The sequence below is a fragment of the Rhizobium sp. BK377 genome (genome assembly GCF_014193935.1).
In the GTDB taxonomy this organism is placed as follows: Bacteria; Pseudomonadota; Alphaproteobacteria; order Rhizobiales; family Rhizobiaceae; genus Rhizobium.
Window position 1 is genome coordinate 793,954 of record NZ_JACIAC010000001.1, and the last position, 24,360, is coordinate 818,313.

Consider the following 24,360-nt stretch of genomic DNA (forward strand, 5'->3'; position numbering starts at 1 on the left):
TTTGCGCAGGCAGATAATATCAGCCCGCTTTGGCGTCGATCATGGCAATGAGCGTGCGCAGGCGATCGGCCTCGTAGGACGGCTTGTCGGGACGCAATCTCGCGATGCGGGGGAAGCGCATGGCGACGCCTGACTTGTGGCGGGTGGAGCGATTGATCCCCTCGAAGGCGACTTCCACCACGAAGCCGAACTCCTTGTCCGCACGCACTGCCCTGACTGGGCCGAAGCGTTCGGTCGTATTATTGCGCACGAACTTGTCCAGCACTTCGAGCTCGGCATCGGTGAAGCCGAAATACGCCTTGCCAACCGGGACGAGCTGTTCCCCATCCTCGTCCTCCGCCCAGACGCCGAAGGTGAAATCCGAATAATAACTGGAACGCTTGCCGTGGCCGCGCTGGGCATACATCAGCACGGCGTCGACATTATAGGGGTTGCGCTTCCACTTGAACCACGGCCCCTTCATGCGACCGGCCTGATAGATGCTGTCGCGGCGCTTGATCATTACGCCTTCGATGACGGGATCGGGCGGCGCGGCCCGCAGATCGTCCAGCTGCTCCCAGGTCGAGAAAGGCACGAGCGGTGAAAGATCGAAGCGATCATGGGGCGCGTGCTCGATGATTTCGGAGAGACGGTCGCGGCGCTCGACATAATTCCTGCCGCGCACATCCTCCTCGCCGTCGAAGAGCATGTCATAGGCGCGGATGAAGGCTGGGTATTCGTCCAGCATCTTTGCCGTCACCGTCTTCCGGTTCAGGCGCTGCTGCAGATCGGAAAAAGTGCGGGTCGGACTATTGGAGCGCGCCGTGCCGCCGACCAGAAGCTCGCCATCGATGACACCGGAAAAGCTGATCGATTCCAGAATGTCCGGGAAGGCACCGGAGATATCGTCGCCGGAACGGGAGTAAATCTTGCGTGTCTCTCCAGCGCGCGACAGCTGGACGCGGATGCCGTCCCATTTCCACTCGGCAGCGTAATCGGCAGGGTCGAGGGCACTCAGATCACCCTCCTCCACCGGATTGGCAAGCATGACGGAATGGAAGATGGCGGGCGTTGCAAGCACCGGCTTTCCTTCTCTGCCCTCAAGCCATTTGAAGAGCGATTCATAAGGCGGCTGCAGGCCGTGCCAGAGGGTCTCGATCTCCGTGACATCCTTGTCGCCAAGATCGGCGAGCGCCTGCTTGGCAAGCCGGGCGGAAACGCCAATGCGCAGCGCTCCGGTCGTGAGTTTGATGAAGGCGAAGCGACCGGAGGAATCGAGGCGGTCGAGCAGGTCGCGCACGAAGCCGCGCACCTCGGTGCGGCCGAGCGAATTCATCCTGACGACTACTTCGCCGAGGCGCGGCTGGGCAAATGCGGAGCGGTCGATATCGCGCTCGTTGTCCCAGACCAGCGAGATGGTTTCGGCGAGGTCGCCGACATAATCATAGGAATAGTGGAAGAGCACCTCGTCCATGCGCTCCAGCACCAGATCGCGCAGCATGGCGGGCTTGACGTCGCGCACTTCGAGCGTGCCGGCGATGGCGGCAAGGCCGTAACCGCGGTCAGGGTCCGGCGTATCGCGGAAATAGTCGGTCAGAAGCTTCAGCTTGCCGTTGCGGCTGGGGGTGAGAACCAGGCGGTCGAGGAGATCGGCGAAAGCCTTCATGTTGAGCCTCCGACCAAGGGAAAAGTCCCCTCCCCAACCCCTCCCCACAAGGGGGAGGGACTAGACTGCCGATGCCACCGGATCGCTTCAAAGGGAGCACCGAGGTTGAGGCGAAGAAGCCCCTCCCCCTTGTGGGGAGGGGTTGGGGAGGGGGTTTCAGCCACGAACTCCATCCTCAATCCCCCTCATCCTCATAGCCGACCAGATGCAGCGGCTTGGCCTTGATGCCCTGCAGCTCGCACCAGCGCACCAGAGCCTCCTCACGGCCGTGGGTGACCCAGACCTCCTGCGGGGCAAGTTCAGTGATCGTCTCGGTCAGTTCCGGCCAATCGCAATGGTCCGAAATGACGAGCGGCAGTTCGACGCCGAGCTGCTTGGCGCGCTGGCGCACCATCATCCAGCCGGAGGCGAAGGACGGCAGCGGGTCATTGAAGCGGCGCGCCCAGCGGTCGGCGAAAGCAGAGGAAGGACCAATAACGACAGCACCTTTGAAGATGGACTTGTCGCGGCTTTCGACAGTGGCCGGCAGAAGTTCGCCGAGATCGATGCCCTGGCTCACGTAATAATCGCAGAGCCTTTCCATGGCGCCGTGAATATAGATCGGCTCGCCGTACCCGGCATCGCGCAGCAGGCGGATGACGCGCTGCGCCTTGCCGAGCGCGTAGGCGCCGACGAGATGCGTGCGTTCCGGGAACTGGCGCAGCGATGCGAGAAGCTTGCCGGTCTCGTCGATCGGATCGGGATGGTGGAAGACCGGCAGGCCGAAGGTCGCCTCGGTTATGAAGACATCGCAGGGCACCGGCACATAGGCTTCGCAGGTCGGGTCGGGGCGGCGCTTGTAATCGCCCGATACGACGATGCGTGTGCCGTTCTTCTCGATGGCGATCTGCGCCGAGCCAAGTACATGGCCAGCAGGATGGAAACTCACCTTCACGCCGTTGACGAGGAGTTCCTCCCCGAAAGCGACAGGCTGTTCGCTGGCTGAAAAACCGTCGCCGTAGCGGATGCGCATGATATCAAGCGTCTGAGCGGTGGCGAGCACATTCACATGGCCCGGACGGGCATGGTCGGAATGGCCATGAGTGATGAGCGCCCGCTCCACCGGCCGCACCGGATCGACATAGAAGCCGCCTTCCGGGCAATAGAGCCCTTCGGGGGCGGGATAGAGCAGCGCGTCTGGTCTCATGACAGCAAAGATAGTGGGAAATGTGTTTTGCGCCAGAGGGATGGCGCGTGTCACCTTTTCCTTCGTTGCATCAACCCATCAGTCTCGCTAGCTTCGCCCGCGCTGCAACAAGGAAGCGATCGAGGCGCATGCGGACTGTTTTCGGATTTGGACTACTGGCGCTCGGGCTGATGCTGCCTGCCGTGGCCTCGGCAACCGACTGGCAGCCGAGCGAAGAAGTGAAGGCCTATGCGATCACCGGCCGCACCGGCATGGAACTTTACCGGTCCATCGGCGAACACGGGCCACAGGCTGGGCCAGGACGGGTGATCGCGCATACGACTTTCAAACTGACCTGGACGCGCAAATACGAACAGCAGGGGAGCGCCTGCACTCTTACCTATGCGAAGCCGAAGCTCATCATCATCTACACATTGCCGAAAGCGCCAAGCGACCTCCCGGCCGCAACCAAGGCAAGCTGGGAGAGCTTCATCTCCGGTGTGCGCACCCATGAGCGCTGGCATGGCGAGACGATCATCGAAATGGTCAAGGAGATCGAGACGCTGAGCAACGGCTTCTCCGTGCCCGACGATCCCGGCTGCAAGAAGATCAGACCGGAGCTGACGGTGCGGCTCGGAGAGCTCTCCAACAGGCAGCGGCAGCGCGGCCGGGATTTCGACCGCGTGGAAATGAGCGAGGGCGGCAATATCCAGCAGCTCATCCTGAAGCTGGTGAACGGTCCCTGACCGGTTCAGAGCGCGGCGAGGAAAGCGTCGACGCGGCTCCATGTGGCTTCCGCCGCCTTTGCGTCATAGTCAGGCAGCGACGGATCGGTATAGAGATGACCGACGCCGGGATAGAGGAAGACCTCAAGGGCGATATTGGCTCTTGCGGCATGCGCGCGCCACGGAGCCACCTCGTCCGCCGGCGCGAACTCGTCGGGCTCTGCCAGGTGGACCTGAAGGGGAATGCCTTCGCGCGCATTGGCAGGAATTTCTGCGATACCGTGCAGCAAGAGAATGCCGGCCGCTTGCGGTCGGCCTGGCCAGAGGCTTGCCGCTACGCCTGCTCCCATGGAGAAGCCGGCGAGGACGGCCGAGGACGGCAAGTCGGCGACCGCTTTTTCAGCACGCTTGCAAAGTTCGGGCCAGCCAATCTCTTTCTTGAAGGCGAAGCCTTCTTCGAGGGTGCGCCCTACCCTGCCCTCATAGAGATCGGGCGCAATCACCTGATGGCCCGCCGCGCGCAGGCGCTCAGCCGCGTCCCGCTCAAGCGACCGAAATCCGTAGACCGAATGAAAAAGGACAATCGCCGCCATCGTTACCTCCCTGTTTTGCGGGGCCAACATAGGGTTTTTGCAACGTGAAGGCGAGCCTTTACCCACAAAAGCCCTGAATGAGCCCAAGAACCACCGGAATCGCTTTGTAGCCATTTGCCGAGGCAGGAGCGGAGGGGATGATGGGACGGAAGCTCAAATATACCGGCATGGCGGTTATCGCCTTTGCAGCCGCAGTTTATGTCAACAATACCAGCTTTTTAGCCGAACATCGCGAGGGTAAGCCATTGCTTCTGGCGCATCGCGGCATCGCCCAGCGTTTCGACGAAACGGACCTCAAGAACGACACCTGCACTGCCGCGCGCATGCTGCCGCCGAAACATGACTATCTGGAAAATACCATCCGCTCCATCCAGGCGGGATTCGATGCCGGCGCCGACGTTGTGGAGATCGACGTGCATCCGACGACGGACGGACAATTTGCCGTCTTCCACGACTGGACGCTCGATTGCCGCACGAACGGTCATGGCGTCACGCGCGAACATTCCATGGCTGAGATGAAGACCCTCGATATCGGTTACGGCTATACGGCCGATGGCGGCAAGAGTTTCCCGTTCCGCGGCAAAGGCGTCGGCCTGATGCCCGCCCTTGACGAGGTTCTTTCCACCTTCCCGGACAAACATCTGCTCATCAATGTCAAAAGCCGCGATCCCTTGGAGGGTGAAAAACTCGCGGCCGTGCTGAATGGCCTGCCGGCTGAGCGGCGCGCCAGGATCATCGTTTATGGCGGCAACGAGCCGATCGGTCGGCTCCGGCAATTGGCGCCCCATATCCGCACCGCCTCACGCGCCAGCCTGATGGGCTGCCTTACCGGCTATATCGGCTACGGCTGGACGGGTATTCTGCCTGGCGATTGCAAGAATGCGATGATGCTGGTTCCGATCAACTACGCGCCATGGCTGTGGGGCTGGCCGGACAGGTTCCTCAACCGGATGCAGGGTGCCAATACCCAGGTCTTCGTCATCGGCCCCTATCACGGCGGCGGTTTTTCGACAGGTATCGACAATGCCGAACGCTTCGCGCAACTGCCTGCCAGTTATTCCGGCGGCATATGGACGAACGAGATCGAGACAATCGCCGATCTGATGAGTGATCAGGCGCCTCGCGCCAGCAGCATGACGACGATATCTTCCCGTGCGACAGGCCTGGAGAAGCGATAGCCCTGCGCCTCTTCGCATCCGGCATGACGCAGGAACTCCAACTGCGCATCGGTTTCCACGCCTTCGGCGAGCACCGAGAGTTTGAGCGTCTGGGCGAGCGAAATGACGGCCGAGGCAATGGCGACGGCGGTCTTGTCCGCAGGCAGAGCCTCGACCAGCGAGCGGTCCATCTTCAGCCGGTCGAAGGGGAAGGTCTTCAGCGCCGCAAGCGAGGAATAGCCGGAACCGAAATCATCAATCGACAGGCGCACGCCGAGAGCACGCAACGACAGCATCATGGAGAGCGCGCGCGCAGCATCCTGCATGATAACGCTCTCGGTCACCTCCAGCTCGAGCCAGTGCGCGCTCAGGCGGTGGCTGTCGATCGCCTCGGCGACGTGAGAGGCGAAATCCGGATCGGCAAACTGCTTGGGCGAAACATTGACGGCAATAGTCAGCGGCGTCAGGCCCATATCCTGCCAGGCGCGAGCCTGACGACAGGCCTCGTTCAGTACCCAAAGACCGAGCGGCACGATGAGACCGGTTTCTTCGGCAAGGGGAATGAAATTGACGGGCGGTATCACACCCTTCGCCGGATGGTTCCAGCGCACCAGAGCTTCGAGGCCGGTGATGCGGCCGGTCGCGACATCGACCTGCGGCTGATAGAGCAGGAAAAGCTGGTTGGAAACGATCGCTTGGCGCAGCTCCTCCTGCTCGCTGAGCGGCAGGTCGACGGGATTGCTCACGACGCCGTCGTGATATTGCAACGTATTCCCCCCAAGCTGCTTGGCGCGGTACATGGCGCGGTCGGCATTGGTGAGCAATTCTTCCGGTGTTGCGCCATCCCATGGGAAGGCGGCGATGCCGATGCTGGATGTGACAGCGATTTCCCCCGCCTCGGAGCGGACCGGCTTGGAAATCGCCTTCTGCAGCTCGCGCAGACGCCGCATGATGCCAGCATCATGGCCGGACTGGTGGACGAGCACGACGAGGAATTCATCGCCGCCGAGACGCACGACCATATCGGAGGCGCGCACGCAGTTTGCCATGCGGGCAGCGGTCTCCTTGAGCACCTCGTCGCCGACGGTGTGCCCGCTCGTGTCATTGATTTCCTTGAAATTGTCGAGATCGATGTAGGCAACCGTGACCTTGCGGTTGTTGCGCCGGGCCTGATCGAGGATCTTCGCCATGCGCTCCTTCAGGAAGGCGCGGTTCGGCAGACCCGTCAGATCGTCATGATGGGCCATGAAATGGATGCGGTCATCGACGCGCTTGCGCTCGATAGCAATGCCGGCGATATGGGTGGCGAGCGCCACCAGCGTCATCTCGTGTTCGGTCGGGCGGCGCGTCTCTTTCGAATAAAGCGCGAAGGTGCCGAGCACATTCTTCTGCGAAGTGCAGATCGGCGTGGACCAGCAGGAGCGGAAGCCGAACTGGCTGACCATCGCCCGGAAATCTTCCCAGAGCGGATCGGCCATGACGTCCTCAACGATGATGGTTTCGCCACGCCAGGCTGCCGTGCCACAAGAGCCCACCTTCGGGCCGATGGCAACGCCGTCGATCATACGGCTGTAGGCGCCGGGCAAATTGGGAGCCGCGCCGTGGTAGAACCGTGTGCCGTCGCTGTCGAGCAGCAGCACGGAGCCGGAAATGCCGGTCATCTGCCGTTCGATCATCAACACCAGCGCCTCGAGTATCATCGGCAGCGGCTCATTGCGGGCGATCATTTCCAGTAGGTTCGCCTGACCGCGATAGAGCTCCTCCTGTCGCTTGCGCTCGGTGATGTCACGGGACACGCCAATCAGGCCAACCACCTCGCCGTTATCGTTGCGCAACGGTATCTTCGAGGTCAGGCGACACACGGTGCCGCCACCTGGCAGGGGCACGAGTTCTTCCATGTCGATGCGGGGCTCGCCGCTCGACATGATTTCCTGCTCGATATCGAAATACCGGCGGGCCGTTTCAAAATCGAACATATCGAAATCGCGTTTGCCGGCGATCTCGGCAGCGTTCTCCAGCCCGTGGCTGCGCGCCACGACGGCATTGGCGAAGACGAAGCGGCTGTCGCGGTCCTTGACGTAAAGAAAATCGGGAAGCTCGTGGACGATCGCCTTGAGGCGGAGGTTTTCTATGCCTTCGGAAATATGATGGGCAGTCGCCGCCATCAAGGCTTCGGTGGCAGCCACGATACGCTGTGTCTCGGCACTGAAGCTGTCACCAGATTCCCAACGCCGGGCACCCATTCCATTCATGACGCTGTTCTCCCGGTAACCGCAGCTGTCCACAATAGTCATAATTGAAACCGCTTTCTAAAATAACGGGCATTTCCTTCGGGGTGCTTAAATGGAAAGGTGAACAAGACGACAATATTGGAACGGTTGTGTTTGCTACTCGACCGATGATTATTCTTCCCCTGCGGATATGCGTCAAAAAGAGACATTTCTGCTGGCATGAATCCTGCGTGGACACCGCTATGAAGAAGGATTTCACCGAATTCTCCCGACGGGATATACTTGGCATGGCAGCAGCCACCGCAGCAGCCATGCTGGCGCCGCGCGCTTTTGCTGCTCCGCTCGGTACGGACCAGTCTGACCTGCGCGGTGCGATCGATACGGTGCAGTATCGCGCCATTCCCGAAAGCGGCGAACAGACGAACCGTAACCTGCAGCAAATGATCGGGAAAGCGGCGCGTGAGAACGTGCCGGTCTTCCTGCCGCCAGGCACCTACCGCATCTCCAACCTGACGTTGCCGGACAATACGCGCATCATTGGCGTGCCCGGTGCGACGCGGATCGTCTATACCGGAGAAGGTCACCTCTTCGCCGCTGAAAATAGCGGCCGTATCGAACTTTCCAATCTGGTCATCGACGGATCGAACCGCTGGCTCGCGGACTATGCCGGCGCTCTCATCCAGTTCACCGGCATCAGTGAGGTGCTGATCGACAATTGCGAGATCGTCGGCAGCCGGAAGCATGCGCTGCAGCTCGAGCGCTGCAGCGGGCGGATCGAGCGCAGTAGGATCTCCGGCGCAGGGCAGTCTGGCATCTATGCCGTAGAATCTTCGGGGCTTTCGATATCAGGCAATACGGTTTCGGACTGCGCCAATGGCGGCATTCTGGTCCATCGCTGGAAGAAGGCCGAGGATGGTACGATCGTTTCTGGCAACCGTGTTTTCAACATCCGAGCCGATGACGGCGGCACCGGCGAAAACGGCAATGGCATCAATATTTTCCGCGCCGATGGCGTGACGGTGACTGATAACCAGATTTCCGATTGCGCCTTCACCGCGATCCGGGCCAATTCCGGCTCCAACATCCTCATCAGCAACAACCAGTGCCGGCGCTCCGGCGAGACGGCGATCTATGTGGAATTCGAGTTCGTCGGCGCCGTCGTTTCAGGCAACATGATCGACGGGGCGGCAAACGGCATCTCCATTGCTAATTTCGACCAGGGAGGCCGGTTGGCGAGCGTGACGGGAAATGTTATCCGCAATCTGACGCTCAAAGGCCCCTACAAGCACGAGGTCGGCTTCGGTATCGGCATTGCGGCGGAGGCTGATACGCTCGTATCAGGCAATGTCATCGAGGATGCGCCGCGCTGGGGGTTGCAGATCGGCTGGGGGCCTTATCTGCGCAATGTCGTCGTCAGCGGCAATGTGGTGCGCAAGTCGCCGGTCGGTTGCGCGGTCTCCGTTGCTGAAGGCGCGGGTTCGGCCGTCATCTGCGACAATATTTTTCAGGAGATGGGCAAGGGCGCCGTCATGGGGTTCGAATGGGACAAGCAGGTTTCGGACGAGCTTGCCGACAACAGCTCCCGCTATAAGCAGCTGACAGTCGAACGAAACCGGACTTCCTGAGCGCTATCAAAAGCTTTCATCGACATATCATCCGCAGGCGCTTTCTTCGCGGCGGTGCTGGCTTTAGGGTCTGCGCATCGAGGAGAGGACAATGCCATGCTGACAGTCTATGGGGTTTATCGCTCGCGTTCCGCACGTGTTTACTGGATGCTCGAGGAACTGGGGATCGAATTCCGTTCCGTGCCGGTGCTGCAGGTCAATCGGCTTGCCAATCCGCTATCCCCGGATGCACCCATCAACACGCTCTCACCGGAATTCCTGGCCATCAATCCGATGGCGATGATCCCTGCCATCAAGGATGGCGACCTCGTCATGAACGAGTCGCTGGCGATCAATCTCTACCTCGCGCGCAAGTACGGTGGCGGTCTCGGCGGGAAAACCGTCGAGGAGGACGGTTTGATGACGATGTGGACGATATGGGCCGTTTCCGAACTCGATTCAAATACAGGCAAAATTGTTTCGACCTACGACGACGGCAAGGAAAACACCGAAGCGGGACGCGCCGTAATCGATGTCGCCTGCCGTACGATGAAGCGTCCGCTTTCGGTTCTCGAAAAGCATCTCGACGGCAAGGACTGGATCGTCGGCGGGCGCTTCACCGTCGTCGACCTCAATATCGCGGAGGTGCTGCGTTACGCCCAGAGCGAAACCGCTCTCTTTGAGGCGCACCCGAATATCAATGCCTGGATCACGCGCTGCCAATCGCGCCCGGCCTACCTGGAAATGCAGCGCAAGCGTTCGCTCGAGCCAGTCGAAGTCTAGTGGTCAGCCGAAGATTGCGGCGGTTGCGGCCATTTCCTGCCGGATCCAAGCCTTGAAGTCGCGCACCTTCTTCTGCTCGCGGCTGCCTTCGGCGGTAACGAAGTAATAGCCATCGCCGGTACTGGCGCGGATGCCGAAAGGCGCGACCAGCCGCCCTTCCTGCAGCGAAAAGCCCGCGAGCGTCTGCCAGGCGAGCATCACGCCCTGTCCGGCAATTGCTGCATCGAGACAGAGCGAGGCGTCGTTGAACACGTGGCGCACGGTTGGCGGCGGGCCTGAAAGGCCGGCGGCTCTCATCCAGACATCCCATGTGAACATGGCATGGGCATCGATGACGGCGGGGAGTTTCGTGATATCGGCCGGCTCCTTCAGCTTTGCGGCCATTTCGGGAGAGCAGACCGGAAACACCTCCTGTTCCAGGAGATGCTCGACCTTGACGCCCGGCCAATGGCCTTTGCCGACACGGATCGCGACATCGATGTCGGAGGCGGCCAGATTGACGAGCCTGGTGGTCGCATCGAGACGCAGGTTGATTTCCGGGTGACGCTCCATGAAACGGTCCAGCCGGCAGACCAGCCAGCGGGCGGCGAGAACAGGCGCCACCGAAATGGTCAGGATGCATTCGTCCTTGCGTTGTGCCATCGCGACGGCTTCAGAAAGCCGAAGGAAGCCTTCGTTCAGCGCGGCAAGAACAGCGATGCCGGCTTCCGTTACCAGCATGCCCTTCGATGTGCGCTCAAAGAGCAACCGGCCGAGTTGGGCTTCAGCCTTTATGACCTGCTGGCTGACGGCGCCGACGGAGACGCCGAGCTCATCCGCGGCCGCCTGAAGCGAGCCCAGCCGACCGACCGCTTCCACGGCGCGAAGGCCGTTGAGATGTACGGAACTGAGGTTTCTCATATAGCTTTTCTATAGCAGGAAATTGGTAATCTCAATTGAAAACCAACCCAGCCGCCGCCAATATTGATATCACAAGAGTGGTGCAAGCAGTTCAGAATCTATAAACGAGCCGGCGCAGCTATGTCTCTGCGCCGCGAGCCGAACACGACCCCCAGAAAGCGAGAGCAAGATGTCGCTACTGAAGTTTTTCTGGAGCCAATCGACCCCTAGGTGGGTCGCTCAACGCAAATATGACGAGGACGAAGATTTCCTCGATCATCCCGATATCGCCACGATGTCGCAGCGGGAGCTTGCGGACCTGCCTTTGCCGATACCTGCGCCAAAATGCTCGACGCAACCGCAATCAGGCTCAGGATCTATCGGTTGACGGCTTATGGCCCGCTCTTTTTTGCCATCTCTTGCGGAAGTCTAATCGCCGCACCGGTCAGGACGTTGTTGAGTTCCTGCGCCATCCGGAGGTGATCCAGCACCTTCGGAAGAAGGGCCGCCGCCAGCCGCTGCATGTCCGCATCCTCGCCCATAGAGATCTCCCATGAAAGCAGTTGCGCGGTTTTCTGATGGTCGACAATCTGGGATTTGACGTAGGCGGCGTCAAAGTCGTCGCCATTCAGCTTCTGAAGCCGGTCGCGCAGGATTGAGTGCTCTGCGTCGAGCTGGTCTGGGAAAGGGATTTTGGCGGCGTCAGCCAGATCCTTCAGCTTGGCGTTGGCATCGGAATGATCCCGGACCATCATCTCGGCGAAGCGCTGTACGGCGTCTGCCTTCGCCTTTTCACCGGCCAGTTTTCCAAAATCGACTTCAGCGACGCCGCCGGCTATCGCGAGCTGCGCGAACAGCCTGTCCTGGTTGTTGGTCTGATGCGGTGCGGGAAATCCCGGCTTCGTCATGCGGGTATCGACGCCCATGCCGGCCGGGTTGCCCATTTGCGCCGCGGCGGCGAGCGGCGTGACGCAGAGTACGGTGTTTAGAATTGCGGTGCGGATTTTCATCGCCGTCTCCTATAACGTCAGCATGTAAGCAACGAGGTCCTTCTTCTCCTGCTCCTCCAGCTTGGTGCCGAGAACGAGGTTGAAGAACTCGACGGTGTCGGCAAGCGTCATCAGGCGGCCGTCGTGCAGGTATGGCGGCGAGTCTTTGATGCCGCGCAGCGTGAAGGTCTTGATCGGGCCATCGGGGAGTGTGACGAGGTCGTTGAAGACTTGGCCGACCTTATAGAAACGCTCGAGCTTCAGATCGTGCATGTTGTTGTCCATGAACTCCGTCTGCGGCACGTGGCATTCGGAACAACGCCCCTTGCCCATAAAGATCTTTTCGCCTGTCAACTCCTGTGGAGCGGCAAGTGAAGGATCAAGCCGATTGAACGGGTCGAGCTTGGGCGCCGGGGGAAAGTCGATAATGTTTTGCATCTGCGCCATCATCGCGACCTGGTTCGTCCGGTCCGGCAGGTTGGGGCCTTTGCGAGTGGCGCTGACATGGTCGCCATTAAAGTAGGCCGTCCGCTGTTCAAATTCACTGAAATCTTCGACGGACCGCAAGGAGCGCTTTGATCCATGGATCTGCTGGTTGAACAGACCTCTTATGCTTGTCGTATCGAGACGGAAGCGGTCTGCCTGCGGCCTTACATCTGGCGTCAGATGAAAGGCCGCGTTGGTGTGAAAATTCGAATGACAGTCGAGACAGGCGACCCCGGTGCTCTGATCAGCCACCTTCCGGTCTTCCGTCTGGTTGAACTCCTCTTGCGGGAACGGCGTCAGCAGCAGGCGCAGTCCTTCCATCTGCACCGGCGTCACAATCCCGTTCATGATCTCGTAGAAGTTCTTGATGGTGAGGAGCTGCCCTCGGGACACGTCGCCGAGTTCCGGATGAGTGGTCAGGAAGATCGGCGGCGGAAATTCCGGCGTGAGATTGTCGGGCAGATCGAAATCGACGTCGAAACGACGAAGGTCGCGCATCTCCTGCGCATGAATCTCGTCTATCTGCCGGTTAGGAAACACTTGGCCGCCAGTCGCCTGCTTGACGTGAGGCAGGGGCAGGAAGCCTTCGGGCAGGAGGTTTTTGTTCCTGATCTCGAGCGGCTTCATCGTTGCGAGGTCAGTCCAGCTCGTACCAGGGGCGAGTTTGACGCGGACGCCGTCTTGAACCGGTTTCAGTCCGCCGGACATCATTACGCCTGCCATCGGCCTGTCGGAAAGATCGTAGCGCCTTTCGAGCAGGTCGCGCTGGCGCTTCATGACCTCGGGCTTCTGGGCCTCGTCGATTTGACGAGCCTGGGAAAACGGCATCGTCGGTAACGGCCGGTATGTCGTGTCGGGAGGCAGCGGATCGGAAAAGGCTCCGACCGCAAAAATAGAGACCCCTACTGACAGAGATCCAGCAATGAGCATCATAAAGATTCGCGAATTGGACATGATTTCCCCCTGCGTCGAGCGCACGTCCAACTCCGAAGAATTCAAAATGTTCCCGTTAAGGCATCATTGATCCAGCGCCGCAGGCTGAAGGGCGCATGCGCAAGCGGCGGCGAGACAAAAGCCAATCCTGAACGTGTAAGGTAGCTGAAGACGTGATAGATTTTTGCGGGGGACAATCGGCGGACACCATGACCGAAAGCGTGGAATGCATTCTGGCGCGACTGAAGCGGCTGGCAAAGGAGGCTGGCCTGCCCGGCATCGAGGAAAGTACGTCCTATGGCAGCCTGGCGCTGAAGGTCGGCGGCAAAAGCTTCGTCTCGGTCAAGAACGACGATACGGTGGTGATCTCGATCCCGATCGACCACAAGGAACATCTGCTGACCATGGCGCCTGACATTTATTTTCAAACGAACCATCATGTCGGCTGGCCACACCTGCCCGTCCGGATCGCCGTCATCGGCGACGACGAACTCAAGCAGCGGCTGATCGACGCCTGGACTTACCGGGCGCCGAAGAAGCTGATTTCGGCCTACCGCGCTTAGGCTTTTTCGCGTGCCAATGCTCGCTGGACGGCCGGGCGCTCCAGCATGCGGGCGTAATGCTCACTGACCTTGGAGAAGCGCGCGGGATCGACGCCATCGGATGGCAGCCAGCCGGTCATGACAAAGAGATAGGGATCGGCGACCGTATAGTTGTCACCCATCACCCATGGTCCCTTAAACATGGTCGCCTCAATCAGCTCGAAGCTTTCGCCCATGGTCTGCGGCACCTTGGCCTTCATGGATTCCAGCGCAGCTTCATCATCGGCCCAGCGGGAACCGCGCGGGCGGTGGGCATGGTTCACATGGACGGTCGAAGATATGTATCCGTTGAACGCCTGGAGGCGGGCAAACTCGAACGGGTCGTCGAGCGGGGCAAGCTTCGCCGCTGGCGCCGTCTGAGCGATGTAGGCGAGGATCGCCGTCGATTCCGTCAGCACGCCGCGATCGGTGGCAAGTGCCGGAACGCGGCCCTTCGGATTGATCTTCAGATAGGCTTCCGAGCGCTGCTCGTTCTCCCGCGTATTGACCTTCTTCGTATCGAAGGAAAGGCCAGATTCCTCGAGGGCAATAAGGCTTGCAAGAGCGCAGGTACCCGGTGCGAAATAGAGTGTGATCATGGTGAGACTCCCCTTTCGGGGAGCCTTATAGCGCGAGTTTCAGGACCGGCGAAAGACGCCAGGGGCGCTTTCTCTTCTCCCCGTTGGGAAGAGGAGACAGGGCCTCAAGCGCAACCCGGCACGTCCTCCAGCCGGTACCAGACGGGAATGCCACGCTCGGTGGCGATGCGCACGTCATTATCGGCACCCTTGGAGTCGCCCGGCAAGCGCAGCACGCCTTCGCAAAGCTGCAGCAGCCGGCCAGCGACCGGATGAAAGATCTCCTCGTAGAGATCGTCACCCACCTGCTTGCCGCCGGCTGCATGCCAGACCGGCAAGGCCACCCATTCGCCGATCATCGGCACATGGCCTGCCTTGAAGAGCGCGTGCGACGGCGCCTCGAGGCGCTTGAGGTTGGCAGCCATCTTTGTTGGGTCATCGCCCGTTCCGGACCTGTAAGGCCCGGCAATCAAAATCAACATGATCTACTCCATCAACTCCCGACGTCATGCACGGGATTTCGCGAAAATGCACGATATTTCTTGAATGTCGAGTCAATTCATGCATATTCACGATGTTTCGTAAATTTTCGTGCAGGAGCATTCATGCTGACCAGCCAACGCAAGGCCCTTATCCTCGATATCCTGCGCCGCGACGGGCAGGTGATCGCCAAGCGCGTGGCGGAGGATTTCGAGCTCTCGGAGGATACGATCCGCCGCGATCTGCGGGAGATGGCCGCGGAAGGGCTGCTGAAGCGCGTGCATGGCGGGGCCTTGCCCATTGCCCCCGAGCTGCCCGACTTCACGGCCCGCCGCGACGTCGCTTCCGACATCAAGGCGCGGCTCGGCGCGAGAGCGGCGCAGATGGTGAAGGCCGGGCAGATGGTATTTCTCGACGGCGGCACGACCACCGCGGAAGTTGCCCGTCGCCTGCCTCGCGACATTGCCTTCACGATCGCCACCCACAGCCCGACGATCGCCGCCGAGCTGGAGCATCACCCAACCGCCGAGGTGATCCTCTGCGGCGGCAGGCTCTACAAGCATTCCATGGTGGCGACAGGAGCAGCGGCGGTGGCGGCAATCTCGCAACTGCGCCCCGATCTCTTCTTCCTCGGTGTCACGGCTGCCCATCCGGTGCATGGACTTTCCACCGGCGATTTCGAGGAAGCGGCAATCAAACGGCATATCGCCCGCTGCTCGGCCGAAACCCATGTCCTGCTAACCGAAGAGAAGTTCGACCTCGTCTCACCCTGCCCGGTGCTTGCCGTAAGCGACGTGGCGGGGTTGATCGTGCCTGCAGAAACGCCGGCTGAACGGCTTCAGCCTTACGCCGAGCTCAATGTCGCAATTACCGCAGCTTGACCTGCATTCGGCGCAGCGAAGGAACGAGGCCTGGTGGCAAATGCTTGATTGGGGCAGCGATCAGGCGAAGGCCTCGGTTACCCTGATATCGCCGACATGGATGCCGTTCCAGTTGCGCATTGATTTATTCGCCATCGCCATCAGCGCAACCTCTTCCTTTCCGCCCTTCTCGAAGAAGCGCGCAAGCGTGGCAGCAACCATGGCTTCGGCGGCGCGGGTGGTGCCGTCATCACATTTAAGCGCAATCGCAATGCCCTGTTCTGGTATCGCGGCGCAGAAGACGCCTTCCGCACCCGTCTTGCAGAAGATCCGGCCGGGGGCGATCTGCATCAGCACCGTGCAGGCGCGGCCTGAGCCGGCAACATAGAAAGGCTCTGCCATGCAGGCTTCGACGAGCCGGCGCGAAGCTTTCGCACGCTCGCGGCCAAGGCCGTTGCCCGTCGCCATTTTCGCAAAGCCATGCGCAAGTGCTTTCAGCGGCACGGCATAGGTCGGAATGGAGCAGCCGTCAGTGCCGCAATTATCATGTCCGAGTACGGCACCCGTGAGGCTTCCCATAACGTCGCGGATCTGCTGCTGCAGAGGATGGTCGTAGCCGACATAACCCTTGGTATCGATACCCTGATGACAGCAAGCACAGATGAAGCCGGCATGTTTGCCGGAGCAATTGTTGTGAAGCGCCGTCGGCCTCTCCAGCGTGCGGGCCTGGTGGATCAGCGTCTTCTGGTCCGAAGACCAATGCGCGCCGCATTCCAGCGCTTCCATATTACGGCCGGCCCGCGACAGCATGGAAGCGGCAAGCGCCACATGTTCGTCCTCGCCGCTATGCGAGGAACAGGCGAGCGCAAGCTCCTTGTCACCGAACCCATAGGCATCCGCCGCACCGCTTTCAATCAATGGCAGCCCCTGCATGGCCTTGCAGGCCGAGCGCGGGAAGACATTTGCCTCGATATCGCCGAGCGAAAAGGCGACACGGCCGTCGCCATCCACGACCGCAACCGAACCGCTGTGGCGGCTTTCGACGAGCGAGCCCCTGGTGACTTCGACGAGGACAGGATTGAACATGGGCAAGAATCCGGATTGTGGGCAAGGATGCTGCAGGCATAGCCCCTCCATCTCTGAAAGCCAATGGAGTTTGCGCCGAATGACGGCCGATCACAGCATCTAAACAGCCATCACATGAAGTGACTGCCGGTGCGGCAAACTATCGTTTTGCGTGTAGGCGCGATGCGGCTAAAGGTTTGACGTCAGGACTCATTCTCATGCCATCCTTATTTTCTTCCATCATCCGCGACAGCCGCATCCGCATTCCAACCGTCACGCTGGTTGCGCTCGCCTTCACCTATGCCTCCACGGTTCCCTACCAGTCGATCATCGGCATCAGCGAACTCGGTATGAGTGACGGCGCCTATTCGGCGCTGGTCTTCTTTGCTGCTATCGTCAATGTCGCGATCAGCTTGACGCTCGGCATATGGTCGGACAGGCTGACGGAAAGACGGCCACTGGTGCTGGCGCTTTCCATTGCCGGCATAATCGGCTTCGGATCGATCGCGCTCATTCATAGCCCTGCCGTCTTCATCTTCTCGGTGCTCTTCCTCGTACCGATGAGCAACTCCACCTATTCGCTGCTCTTTGCGAGTGTCAGGGCGCGCACCAATCAGCTGGCCCGCAGCGAAGCGGTCGCCATCACCTCGACGGTGCGGGCGCTCTATTCCGGCTCCTGGGCGGTGGCGCCGGGACTGGTCGGGCTTGCCCTCGTCACTTCGCCATCGATGACGCCGGCCTATGGGGTGGCGGCGGTCGCAAGCCTTATCTGCTTCTGCCTCTATTTCTTCTTCGCGCCCGGCAACGGCCCGGTGCGCGAGACGATCCCGAACCAGCCGGGATTCTTCGCCTCCCTGAAACGCGTCTTTGCCCCCGATGTCTTCATCCGCGTCTTCGTCATGTCCCTGTTGCTCGGCCTGCAGCGGCTGAACGGCATGGTTTCGCCGCTCATCATCGTGCATAAGATCGGCGGCAGCGTCGTCGATGTTGGCTTTCTCTCAGGCCTGACGGCCTTCCTCGAGATGCCCTTCATGATGATGTGGGCCCTGGTGCAGCGGCGCTTCCAAACCGCGCATGTGCTGGCATCAGGCACGGTGCTCTATTGCCTCTATCTGGTGCTGCTTGGCTTTGCCACCGCGCCCTGGCAGCTCTATGCGCTGCTCGGTCTCAACGCCTGCGGGGCAGCAGCCATCCTCAGCCTGCCGATCACCTATCTGCAAGACCTCATCGCCGACCGACCGGGCCTGGGCAGCTCGCTGATCTCTCTCAACACCTTCATCGGCATTGGTGTGGCCGCAGGCCTTTTTGCGCTGGGAACAGCCGTGACGGATTATTCCGGTACGGCCTTCGTCGGCGCCGCCGTCGGCACCATAACCATCGTGATCCTGCTCTATCTGGAAAGCGGCAGTCGTGTGCGCCAGCCCGCTTAAATTACCTTGGTGTAATCCGATAAGCACAGCGGCGCGCGCCGAGCAGGATATGCTCGCTGCGCTCGACATTCGCCGAAAGCACACTGCGGAAGGTTTCGATTTCCGAACGGCAGAAGCCGGCGCAGACCGCCGCCGCCGCACAGATCGGACAATGGTTTTCGACAAGCATCAATGATCCATCCTCCTCCTGCCAGCTATCAGCCATATAGCCCTCACGGCTTCGGATGGCGGCCAGCCCCTCGACGCGGGCGGCAAGATCCGCCCTGCCAGTCAGTTCGTCGCGATAGCGCTGCAGCGTTTCGTTTTCGCGAGCGGCAATGACAGTATCGAGCGCGGCGGGACCGAGCTGCGTGGCAACGGTCGTCAGCAGGTTCGCCGTCAGTTCGGCATGACCGTCCGGGAAATGCCTGTTACCTTCGACCGTCAGGTGCCAGAGCTGCTTCGGACGTCCCCTACCCTTTGCCGCGACCGTCACAGGTTCCACCAGTCCCTCTTCCGCCATTTTGGCAAGTTGCTGGCGGGCGGCCTCGCCTGATATGCCGAGTGCATCACCGACCGCAGCGGCGAGCTGCGGCCCCTCGGTCTTCAACAGGATCAGGATGCGGTTGACAGGAGACTGGCGCATATTTTTCCAAGTTATTTCTTGTTTTAATTCGATGCCCATGTAATTTTCCAATTCATAACTTGGAAATAATCATAGGTCAGGAAAAACGCAAGGATTTCATTATGTCCGAGACCGCATTGGAGCCACCTCGCTCGTCAACCTCCGTCTTCGAACTCTTTTCTCCATCGTTACTGCCGGCGACATTGATGCTTGGCGGCGGCGTGACGATCTCTGCCGTTGAAAGCTACATCACGGCGACGATTGCGCCGAGCGTCGTGCGCGACGTCGGCGGGCTGGAGTTGTTTTCGCTCGTCACGACGCTCTACGTCGCCGCCACCATACTGGGTTCGATCTTCATGGCGATGCGGCCGAGAGGTATAACGCTGCGCAGCGTCTATGTGCTGGCGACCGTAGTCTTTGGCGTCGGCAGCCTGCTTTGCGCGGTGGCACCGTCGATGCCGGTCGTGCTGATCGGACGAACGGTGCAAGGGTTCGGCACCGGCGCGCTTGCCGCCCTCTGTTACGCCTTCATCCGCTTTGTCTATCCCGAGCCGCTCTGGCCGAAGGCTTCGACCCTCTATGCGGCGATCTGGGGTGTTTCGACCGTCATAGGCCCGACGCTCGGCGGCTTCTTCGCGCATGACAGCGCCTGGCGTTACGCCTTTGCCGTGCTCGTTCCTCTCAGTGTGCTGATGGCGGTGCTGGCGCCGCGGCTCTTGCCGCAGGCCGAAGATAACCGCGAACAGACGAAAATGCCCGCCGTACAGATCTGCCTGCTGCTTGCGGCGGTGCTGCTGGTCAGCACAGCAGGGACAACCGAGATGGCGGCGGCCAAGATCGGGCTGATCGCCGTTTCGGTCGTCGCCGTCGGCGCCATGCTCGTTATGGAGCGCAAAGGCAACAACCGGCTGCTGCCATCAGGCGCGGTGACGCTAAGCCAGCCGATATCACGGGTCTATCTGACGATGCTCGGCCTCAACTTCGTTCTCGTCAGCGATATTTTCATTCCCTATTTCCTGCAGGTTCTGCACGGGGTAACGCCGCTGATTTCAGGCTATCTGGTGGCTCTCGTCGCCCTCGGCTGGACGGTGGCCGCCTTCCTCAGCGGCTCCTTCTCCGGCAGGAAAGCCAACGCCGCGATCGTTGCGGGCTGCTCAACCGAAGCCGCAGCGACGGCCTTGCTCGCCATCTTCCTTGCCCGCGAGAATCCCGAGGCACATCTAATTATCCTCGGACCGGCGGCAGTCGCCATGTTCATGATGGGTTTTGGCGTAGGCCTCGGCTGGGCACATCTCGTCGCCAAGGTGCTGAAGCTGGTAGCCGACAGCGAGCAGGACAAGGCTTCAGCCGCTATCCCGACCATAAGCTCGCTCGGCAGCGCCTTCGGCGCGGCTTTCGCCGGTGTCATTGCCAATGGCGCTGGACTGGTCGAGCCGGGCGGCATTGCAGGCGCGCTATCGGCGGCGAGCTGGCTCTATCTCGTCATGGCACTGCCGGGCGTGATCGCCATCGGCGCGGCGCTGTCTCTCAACCGAGCTTCAGCATGATCTTGCCGATATGGTTGCTGGTTTCCATCAGCCGATGGGCAGCGGCCACGTCCTCGAATGCAAAGGTCCTGTAGATGACGGGCGCGACCGTGCCGGCTTCCAGAAGCGGCCAGACCTCGGAGAGAAGATCATCGCGGATCGCCCGCTTCTCCTCTGCCGTGCGCGGGCGCATGGTGGAGCCGGTCACCGTCAGGCGCTTGACCATGATCGGCGCCAGATTGACCTTTTCGGCAACCGCACCCTGCAGGAAGGCGATGATGGACAGGCAGCCGTCCTTCGCCAAGGAGGCGATGTTCTTTTCGAAATAGGCTGCGCCGATCATGTCGAGCACGATATCGACGCCCTGGCTGGTCTCTTGCCTGATGACGGCGGCGAAATCCTCTTCCCGGTAGTTGATGGCCCTCGTGGCTCCGAGCTTCTGACAGGCCTCGCACTTCTCCTTGGAGCCGGCGGTCGCATACACCTCGGCGCCGAAAGCTTTGGCGAGCTGAATGGCGGTTGTGCCGATGCCGCTGGAGCCGCCATGGATCAGCACTTTCTCGCCTTCTGTCAGGCCGGCCATCTGGAAGAGATTTGCCCAGACGGTGAAGAAAGTCTCCGGAAGGGCCGCCGCCTTCACTGCATCGTAGCCCTTGGGGAAAGGCAGCGCCTGACCGGCCGGCAGAAGGCAATATTCTGCATAGGCGCCGCCATTGGCGAGCCCGCAGACCTTGTCGCCTAGCGAATAATCGGTCACGCCGGGACCGATCGCGACCACCTCACCGGCGAGTTCCAGGCCGAGAATGGGGCTTGCATCGTTTGGCGGCGGATAGCTGCCCTGGCGCTGGGAAATATCGGGACGGTTGATGCCGACCGCTTCGGTACGGACGAGGATCTGGCCTTCTGAGGGCACCGGCACTGGTCCACTTGCAATGACCATTGCCTCCGGCCCGCCGAAAGACGGCAGATCGACGAAACGCATTTGCGACGGCAAAGACATGGCTCGGCTCTCCCTATTCCGAAGCAAAGGAGATAAATCAGGGTCCCGAGCTTGGGAAGGCCGGAAGTGCCAGAGGCGTCAATTCGCCTCGCCTAGCGTATGGAATACGAGGCCTTCGTCGCTTTCCTTGGCGCTCGACTTCACCTGAGCGATCTCGGCGCTGACGCGATTGATGTCGTCGATAACGAGACCTTCCGGCAGTTCGAGAACGCCGATCGAGCAGCGCATCAGCGGGAAGAAGGTTTCCGCGCCGGTGCGATCGTGCCCACGGATCCGGCCGGCGGCGCGGTCCTCATCCGAATAGAGGTCGAGCACGTCGTCGTGGAAATCGCTGATGAGACGATCGAGGATTTCCGTCAGTTCCTCCTTCGTCCAGCCGACGACACCAATGAAGAAGTCGTCACCGCCGACATGGCCGAGAAAGTGGCGCTCGGCGAAGAAGTAACGGCGCATCAGCGCGGCAAAGAGCGAGATCGCATGGTCGCCGAGATGGAAGCCGTAAGCATCGTTGAAGGGCTTGAAGTTATCGAAGTCGCAATAGCAGAAATGGCGCACGTCATCGCCGTCGCGGCCGGAATGGCGCATGAAATCGCGGATGGCGCGATTGCCCGGCAAGCCGGTCAGCGGATTCTGGTCCTGCGCCGTCTTCAATTGCTTCTCGTTTATGACCTTGATCAGCGAGGCAGCGGAGACGACGCCGGCGTAGCGCATGTTGTCGGTGAGGATCAGGCAGTTGCTGCCTTCCATATTGGCGAAGATCACCATGAGCTGATCGGCATCGCTGTCGAGGCCGACAATCGGCGCACGCTCGACGAAATGCGAAATGGTGCGCTCGTAGTCCTTGTTCTTCAGAAGGTCGCGGCCGAAGGGCTGATAGATGTATTCCTTGAGGTGATGCTCGTGGATGATGCCGCGCGGCTCGCCATTGGCATTGAGAACAGGGAAATAAGCCTGACGCGGATTGCGGCGGAAGAGTTCGAAGACCGTATCGATCCCATCGCTCTCATAGACGGTCGGCAGCATTTCGATCTGCTTGCGGATGAGGATTTCGTCGAGCGACTGGCTGTTGCCTTTGTTCTTGCCGAGTTCCTGCAGGTGCGGGAAGGCAGGCACGAGTTCGGAGAGATGTGTGGACGGACGCGAGATGAACCAACCCTGTACGAGGTCCACGCCATAATCGCGGCACACGATGAATTCGGCTTCCGTCTCGATGCCCTCGGCGATCACGCGGGTGCCGAGCACATGAGCCATGTTGACGATGCTCTTCAGCAGGTGGCGCTTGCGCGGACTGCGATCGATATCCTCAACGAAATGGCGGTCGATCTTCAGGTAATCGACGGAATAATCGCAGAGCAGTTTCATTTCGCCGTGGCCGACCCCGAAATCGTCGATCGCCAGCTTGAAACCCGCCCGGCGCAAACGCGAAACGAGTTCGGCGAATTCGGGCACGCTGGTATTGTCGAAGCGTTCGGAAAATTCGAAGCAGACGGAGGATGGCGGGATATTCGCCGTTTTCAGCTGCAGCAGCAGGCTCTCGACCAGACGATTGCCATGTGGGATGAGGCGGACGTCGAGATTGAGAAACAGCGTTGCGGTTGCGAAGTTCGACAGCGTGGCGAATTTGGCGAGCGCGCGGTTGGCGACCATCTGCTCGAGTTGCAGGAGCTGGCCGTGCTCATGGGCTTCGTCGAGGATTTCGATCGGCGTTTCAAAACCGATGCGCTCCTGTCCACGCATGAGGGATTCATAACCAAAGACCGTGCCGGTGCCGGCTTCGACGATCGGCTGAAACGCATTTTCGATGACGAGTTTGGCAAGGGTAACGATCTGATCGCTGGCGTAACGACGCACGACACCCGGTTCGACGCTGGCAGCCAAAGACATGCCAATCTCCACTGTGACCTTTTCTTTTTCGGCCGGACAATGGAACAGAAGGGTCAACGAACCCTTTCGTCAATGTGAAACTTTTATGAACGCGCAAGCGCTCATGCACGCCGAGCGCTTATTCGATTTCCGATTTTTCAATCAACAGCTTATTCAGGCCGAGCGGCGATGCTCGGCTTCATGATCGGCGAACATATCGGCGACGCATCTGCCACCGCTCGGTGCGCTTTCATCGGCCGGGACTTCGCTGCGATATTCGCCCAGTTTGCGGGCCGCATCCCACAGGCGCAGTGCCTCGCGCACGACTTCGCTGCTCGATGCATATCCGCCTTGATCGACAGCATCGCGGATGCCGGCTGCCTGAAGCGGTGAGATGGAAACGGTGACCATCGGCATGGAATTCTCCTCCCATTCTATTTCGGCAGAGACTGCCTCGGGGGTCCATTTTCGGCTTCTCAAGGCGACATGCGCCAATGCCGAAGTGCCTCAGCACAGGAGGCAGCCCTTCTCCGGAGCCGGCCTTCAATCGCGGAATTTTAGTACCCAGTCATGTTCTTGTCAAAAAAGAACGGCCGAAACGGACCATCCGGCAGCCTCTCTCCACAGTTTCAAGAACGGATACCTAGGCCGAAAGCGAGCATTGTCCAGCCCTGAACAATGAGATCGACCGCCAGAAAGAGGCCGAGAATCCAGAGGCTGTTGACCGGCCAGCCGAGGGCGATCACGAAGCCTGCAAGGGCGGTGATGACACCGCTTGCGACGATCCAGCCCCAACCTTTGAGCGGTCGCATGCGCCTGCCGACGAAGACGCGGAAGACACCGGCAACGAGCAACGCGATGGCCAGAAACAGGGTCAAGGCAGCCGAGGTGAGGATGGGATTAATGAAGGCGCAGATGCCAGCGAGCACATACAGCACACCGCTCAACGCCCAGAAGAGCACATGATCCCAGCCGCGCACCTGGAAGGCGTGGATCAGATAGATGACACCGCCTGCCAGCATCAGCATGCCGACATAAAAGACCGAAGCGACGGTTGCCATCAGCAGATTGCTGAGGGCGATGAGGCCGCAGATGAGAAGCAACACGCCGAGACCGACGAACCATACCCATTTCGACCGCAATGGGGATTCGGGCATTCCGTCGTAAATATTGGCCATTGGCG

General features: G+C 60.3%; 22 protein-coding genes and 1 pseudogene. 8 read left to right on the forward strand and 15 right to left on the reverse strand.

Annotation, left to right across the window (positions count from 1 at the left end; genetic code table 11):
* Positions 1-19 precede the first annotated feature (19 nt).
* Together FHT92_RS03985 and FHT92_RS03990 are read right to left on the reverse strand one after the other, a co-directional pair.
* The gene (locus tag FHT92_RS03985) at positions 20-1,645 is read right to left on the reverse strand and encodes a cisplatin damage response ATP-dependent DNA ligase (protein WP_183744948.1); all 1,626 of its coding nucleotides are present in this window, start codon (positions 1,643-1,645) and stop codon (positions 20-22) included.
* A 175-nt stretch (positions 1,646-1,820) separates the two neighbouring features.
* Complete coding sequence (locus FHT92_RS03990; RefSeq protein WP_183823819.1) at positions 1,821-2,831, reverse strand: ligase-associated DNA damage response exonuclease; 1,011 nt, start codon at positions 2,829-2,831, stop codon at positions 1,821-1,823.
* Between the two features lie 128 nt (positions 2,832-2,959).
* Between FHT92_RS03990 and FHT92_RS03995 the strand changes: the two genes are divergently transcribed.
* Entirely contained in the window at positions 2,960-3,556 is a 597-nt protein-coding gene (locus FHT92_RS03995) for a DUF922 domain-containing Zn-dependent protease (RefSeq protein WP_183744954.1), read from the forward strand.
* A 5-nt stretch (positions 3,557-3,561) separates the two neighbouring features.
* On the opposite strand, the gene FHT92_RS04000 is transcribed toward FHT92_RS03995, so the two are convergent.
* Positions 3,562-4,128: a dienelactone hydrolase family protein gene (locus FHT92_RS04000; RefSeq protein WP_183822678.1), complete on the reverse strand. Its 567-nt coding sequence runs from the start codon at positions 4,126-4,128 to the stop codon at positions 3,562-3,564.
* Positions 4,129-4,268: 140 nt separating this feature from the next.
* On the opposite strand from FHT92_RS04000, the pseudogene FHT92_RS04005 reads away from it, so the two are divergent.
* A pseudogene (locus FHT92_RS04005) lies at positions 4,269-5,231 on the forward strand (glycerophosphodiester phosphodiesterase family protein); the annotation flags it as partial.
* An 8-nt stretch (positions 5,232-5,239) separates the two neighbouring features.
* On the opposite strand, the gene FHT92_RS04010 reads toward FHT92_RS04005, so the two are convergent.
* Positions 5,240-7,537: a putative bifunctional diguanylate cyclase/phosphodiesterase gene (locus FHT92_RS04010; protein WP_183822682.1), complete on the reverse strand. Its 2,298-nt coding sequence runs from the start codon at positions 7,535-7,537 to the stop codon at positions 5,240-5,242.
* Positions 7,538-7,758: 221 nt separating this feature from the next.
* Here FHT92_RS04010 and FHT92_RS04015 point away from each other — a divergent pair, with 221 nt between their 5' ends.
* Together FHT92_RS04015 and FHT92_RS04020 are read left to right on the forward strand one after the other, a co-directional pair.
* Positions 7,759-9,141 (forward strand): TIGR03808 family TAT-translocated repetitive protein, encoded by a 1,383-nt coding sequence (locus FHT92_RS04015; protein ID WP_183822684.1) that lies wholly within the window; start codon positions 7,759-7,761, stop codon positions 9,139-9,141.
* A gap of 96 nt (positions 9,142-9,237) precedes the next feature.
* Positions 9,238-9,903, forward strand: a complete 666-nt coding sequence (locus tag FHT92_RS04020; protein ID WP_183822686.1) for a glutathione S-transferase family protein — start codon at positions 9,238-9,240, stop codon at positions 9,901-9,903.
* Positions 9,904-9,906: 3 nt separating this feature from the next.
* Here FHT92_RS04020 and FHT92_RS04025 read toward each other — a convergent pair whose 3' ends face one another.
* From FHT92_RS04025 to FHT92_RS04035, 3 genes are all read right to left on the reverse strand, one after another.
* A complete protein-coding gene (locus FHT92_RS04025; protein ID WP_183822688.1) occupies positions 9,907-10,803 on the reverse strand; it encodes a LysR substrate-binding domain-containing protein in 897 nt (298 codons plus the stop codon).
* 371 nt (positions 10,804-11,174) lie between these two features.
* A complete protein-coding gene (locus FHT92_RS04030) occupies positions 11,175-11,792 on the reverse strand; it encodes a DUF4142 domain-containing protein (RefSeq protein ID WP_183822690.1) in 618 nt (205 codons plus the stop codon).
* 9 nt (positions 11,793-11,801) lie between these two features.
* Positions 11,802-13,190: a cytochrome B6 gene (locus tag FHT92_RS04035; protein WP_246735155.1), complete on the reverse strand. Its 1,389-nt coding sequence runs from the start codon at positions 13,188-13,190 to the stop codon at positions 11,802-11,804.
* Between the two features lie 209 nt (positions 13,191-13,399).
* Between FHT92_RS04035 and FHT92_RS04040 the strand changes: the two genes are divergently transcribed.
* Positions 13,400-13,753, forward strand: a complete 354-nt coding sequence (locus FHT92_RS04040) for an MmcQ/YjbR family DNA-binding protein (protein WP_183822692.1) — start codon at positions 13,400-13,402, stop codon at positions 13,751-13,753.
* Here the strand turns inward: FHT92_RS04040 and FHT92_RS04045 are convergent.
* Positions 13,750-14,370: a glutathione S-transferase family protein gene (locus tag FHT92_RS04045; protein ID WP_183822694.1), complete on the reverse strand. Its 621-nt coding sequence runs from the start codon at positions 14,368-14,370 to the stop codon at positions 13,750-13,752. The two genes, FHT92_RS04040 and FHT92_RS04045, sit on opposite strands and share 4 nt — an antisense overlap.
* A 104-nt stretch (positions 14,371-14,474) precedes the next feature.
* A complete protein-coding gene (locus FHT92_RS04050) occupies positions 14,475-14,831 on the reverse strand; it encodes a DUF4406 domain-containing protein (protein ID WP_183822696.1) in 357 nt (118 codons plus the stop codon).
* A 123-nt stretch (positions 14,832-14,954) separates the two neighbouring features.
* Here FHT92_RS04050 and FHT92_RS04055 point away from each other — a divergent pair, with 123 nt between their 5' ends.
* A complete protein-coding gene (locus FHT92_RS04055) occupies positions 14,955-15,710 on the forward strand; it encodes a DeoR/GlpR family DNA-binding transcription regulator (protein ID WP_183822698.1) in 756 nt (251 codons plus the stop codon).
* 60 nt (positions 15,711-15,770) lie between these two features.
* Here the strand turns inward: FHT92_RS04055 and FHT92_RS04060 are convergent, their stop codons facing one another.
* Positions 15,771-16,775 carry an asparaginase gene (locus FHT92_RS04060; protein WP_183822700.1) on the reverse strand — a complete coding sequence of 335 codons (1,005 nt, stop codon included), beginning with the start codon at positions 16,773-16,775 and terminating at the stop codon, positions 15,771-15,773.
* A 197-nt stretch (positions 16,776-16,972) separates the two neighbouring features.
* Here FHT92_RS04060 and FHT92_RS04065 point away from each other — a divergent pair, with 197 nt between their 5' ends.
* Entirely contained in the window at positions 16,973-18,184 is a 1,212-nt protein-coding gene (locus FHT92_RS04065) for an MFS transporter (RefSeq protein ID WP_183822702.1), read from the forward strand.
* Between the two features lies 1 nt (position 18,185).
* On the opposite strand, the gene FHT92_RS04070 is transcribed toward FHT92_RS04065, so the two are convergent.
* Positions 18,186-18,809: a helix-turn-helix transcriptional regulator gene (locus FHT92_RS04070; RefSeq protein WP_183822705.1), complete on the reverse strand. Its 624-nt coding sequence runs from the start codon at positions 18,807-18,809 to the stop codon at positions 18,186-18,188.
* 101 nt (positions 18,810-18,910) lie between these two features.
* On the opposite strand from FHT92_RS04070, the gene FHT92_RS04075 reads away from it, so the two are divergent.
* On the forward strand, positions 18,911-20,335 hold the full coding sequence (locus FHT92_RS04075) for an MFS transporter (protein ID WP_183822707.1): 1,425 nt from the start codon (positions 18,911-18,913) through the stop codon (positions 20,333-20,335).
* On the opposite strand, the gene FHT92_RS04080 is transcribed toward FHT92_RS04075, so the two are convergent.
* The 4 genes from FHT92_RS04080 to FHT92_RS04095 all read right to left on the reverse strand — a co-directional run bounded on the left by FHT92_RS04080 (position 20,316) and on the right by FHT92_RS04095 (position 24,355).
* The gene (locus FHT92_RS04080; RefSeq protein WP_183822709.1) at positions 20,316-21,314 is read right to left on the reverse strand and encodes an NAD(P)H-quinone oxidoreductase; all 999 of its coding nucleotides are present in this window, start codon (positions 21,312-21,314) and stop codon (positions 20,316-20,318) included. The two genes, FHT92_RS04075 and FHT92_RS04080, sit on opposite strands and share 20 nt — an antisense overlap.
* Before the next feature lie 78 nt (positions 21,315-21,392).
* On the reverse strand, positions 21,393-23,198 hold the full coding sequence (locus FHT92_RS04085) for a GGDEF domain-containing protein (RefSeq protein ID WP_210278342.1): 1,806 nt from the start codon (positions 23,196-23,198) through the stop codon (positions 21,393-21,395).
* A 153-nt stretch (positions 23,199-23,351) separates the two neighbouring features.
* On the reverse strand, positions 23,352-23,594 hold the full coding sequence (locus FHT92_RS04090; RefSeq protein ID WP_183744993.1) for a type II toxin-antitoxin system ParD family antitoxin: 243 nt from the start codon (positions 23,592-23,594) through the stop codon (positions 23,352-23,354).
* Between the two features lie 212 nt (positions 23,595-23,806).
* Entirely contained in the window at positions 23,807-24,355 is a 549-nt protein-coding gene (locus FHT92_RS04095) for an HdeD family acid-resistance protein (RefSeq protein WP_183822711.1), read from the reverse strand.
* Between the last annotated feature and the right edge of the window lie 5 nt (positions 24,356-24,360).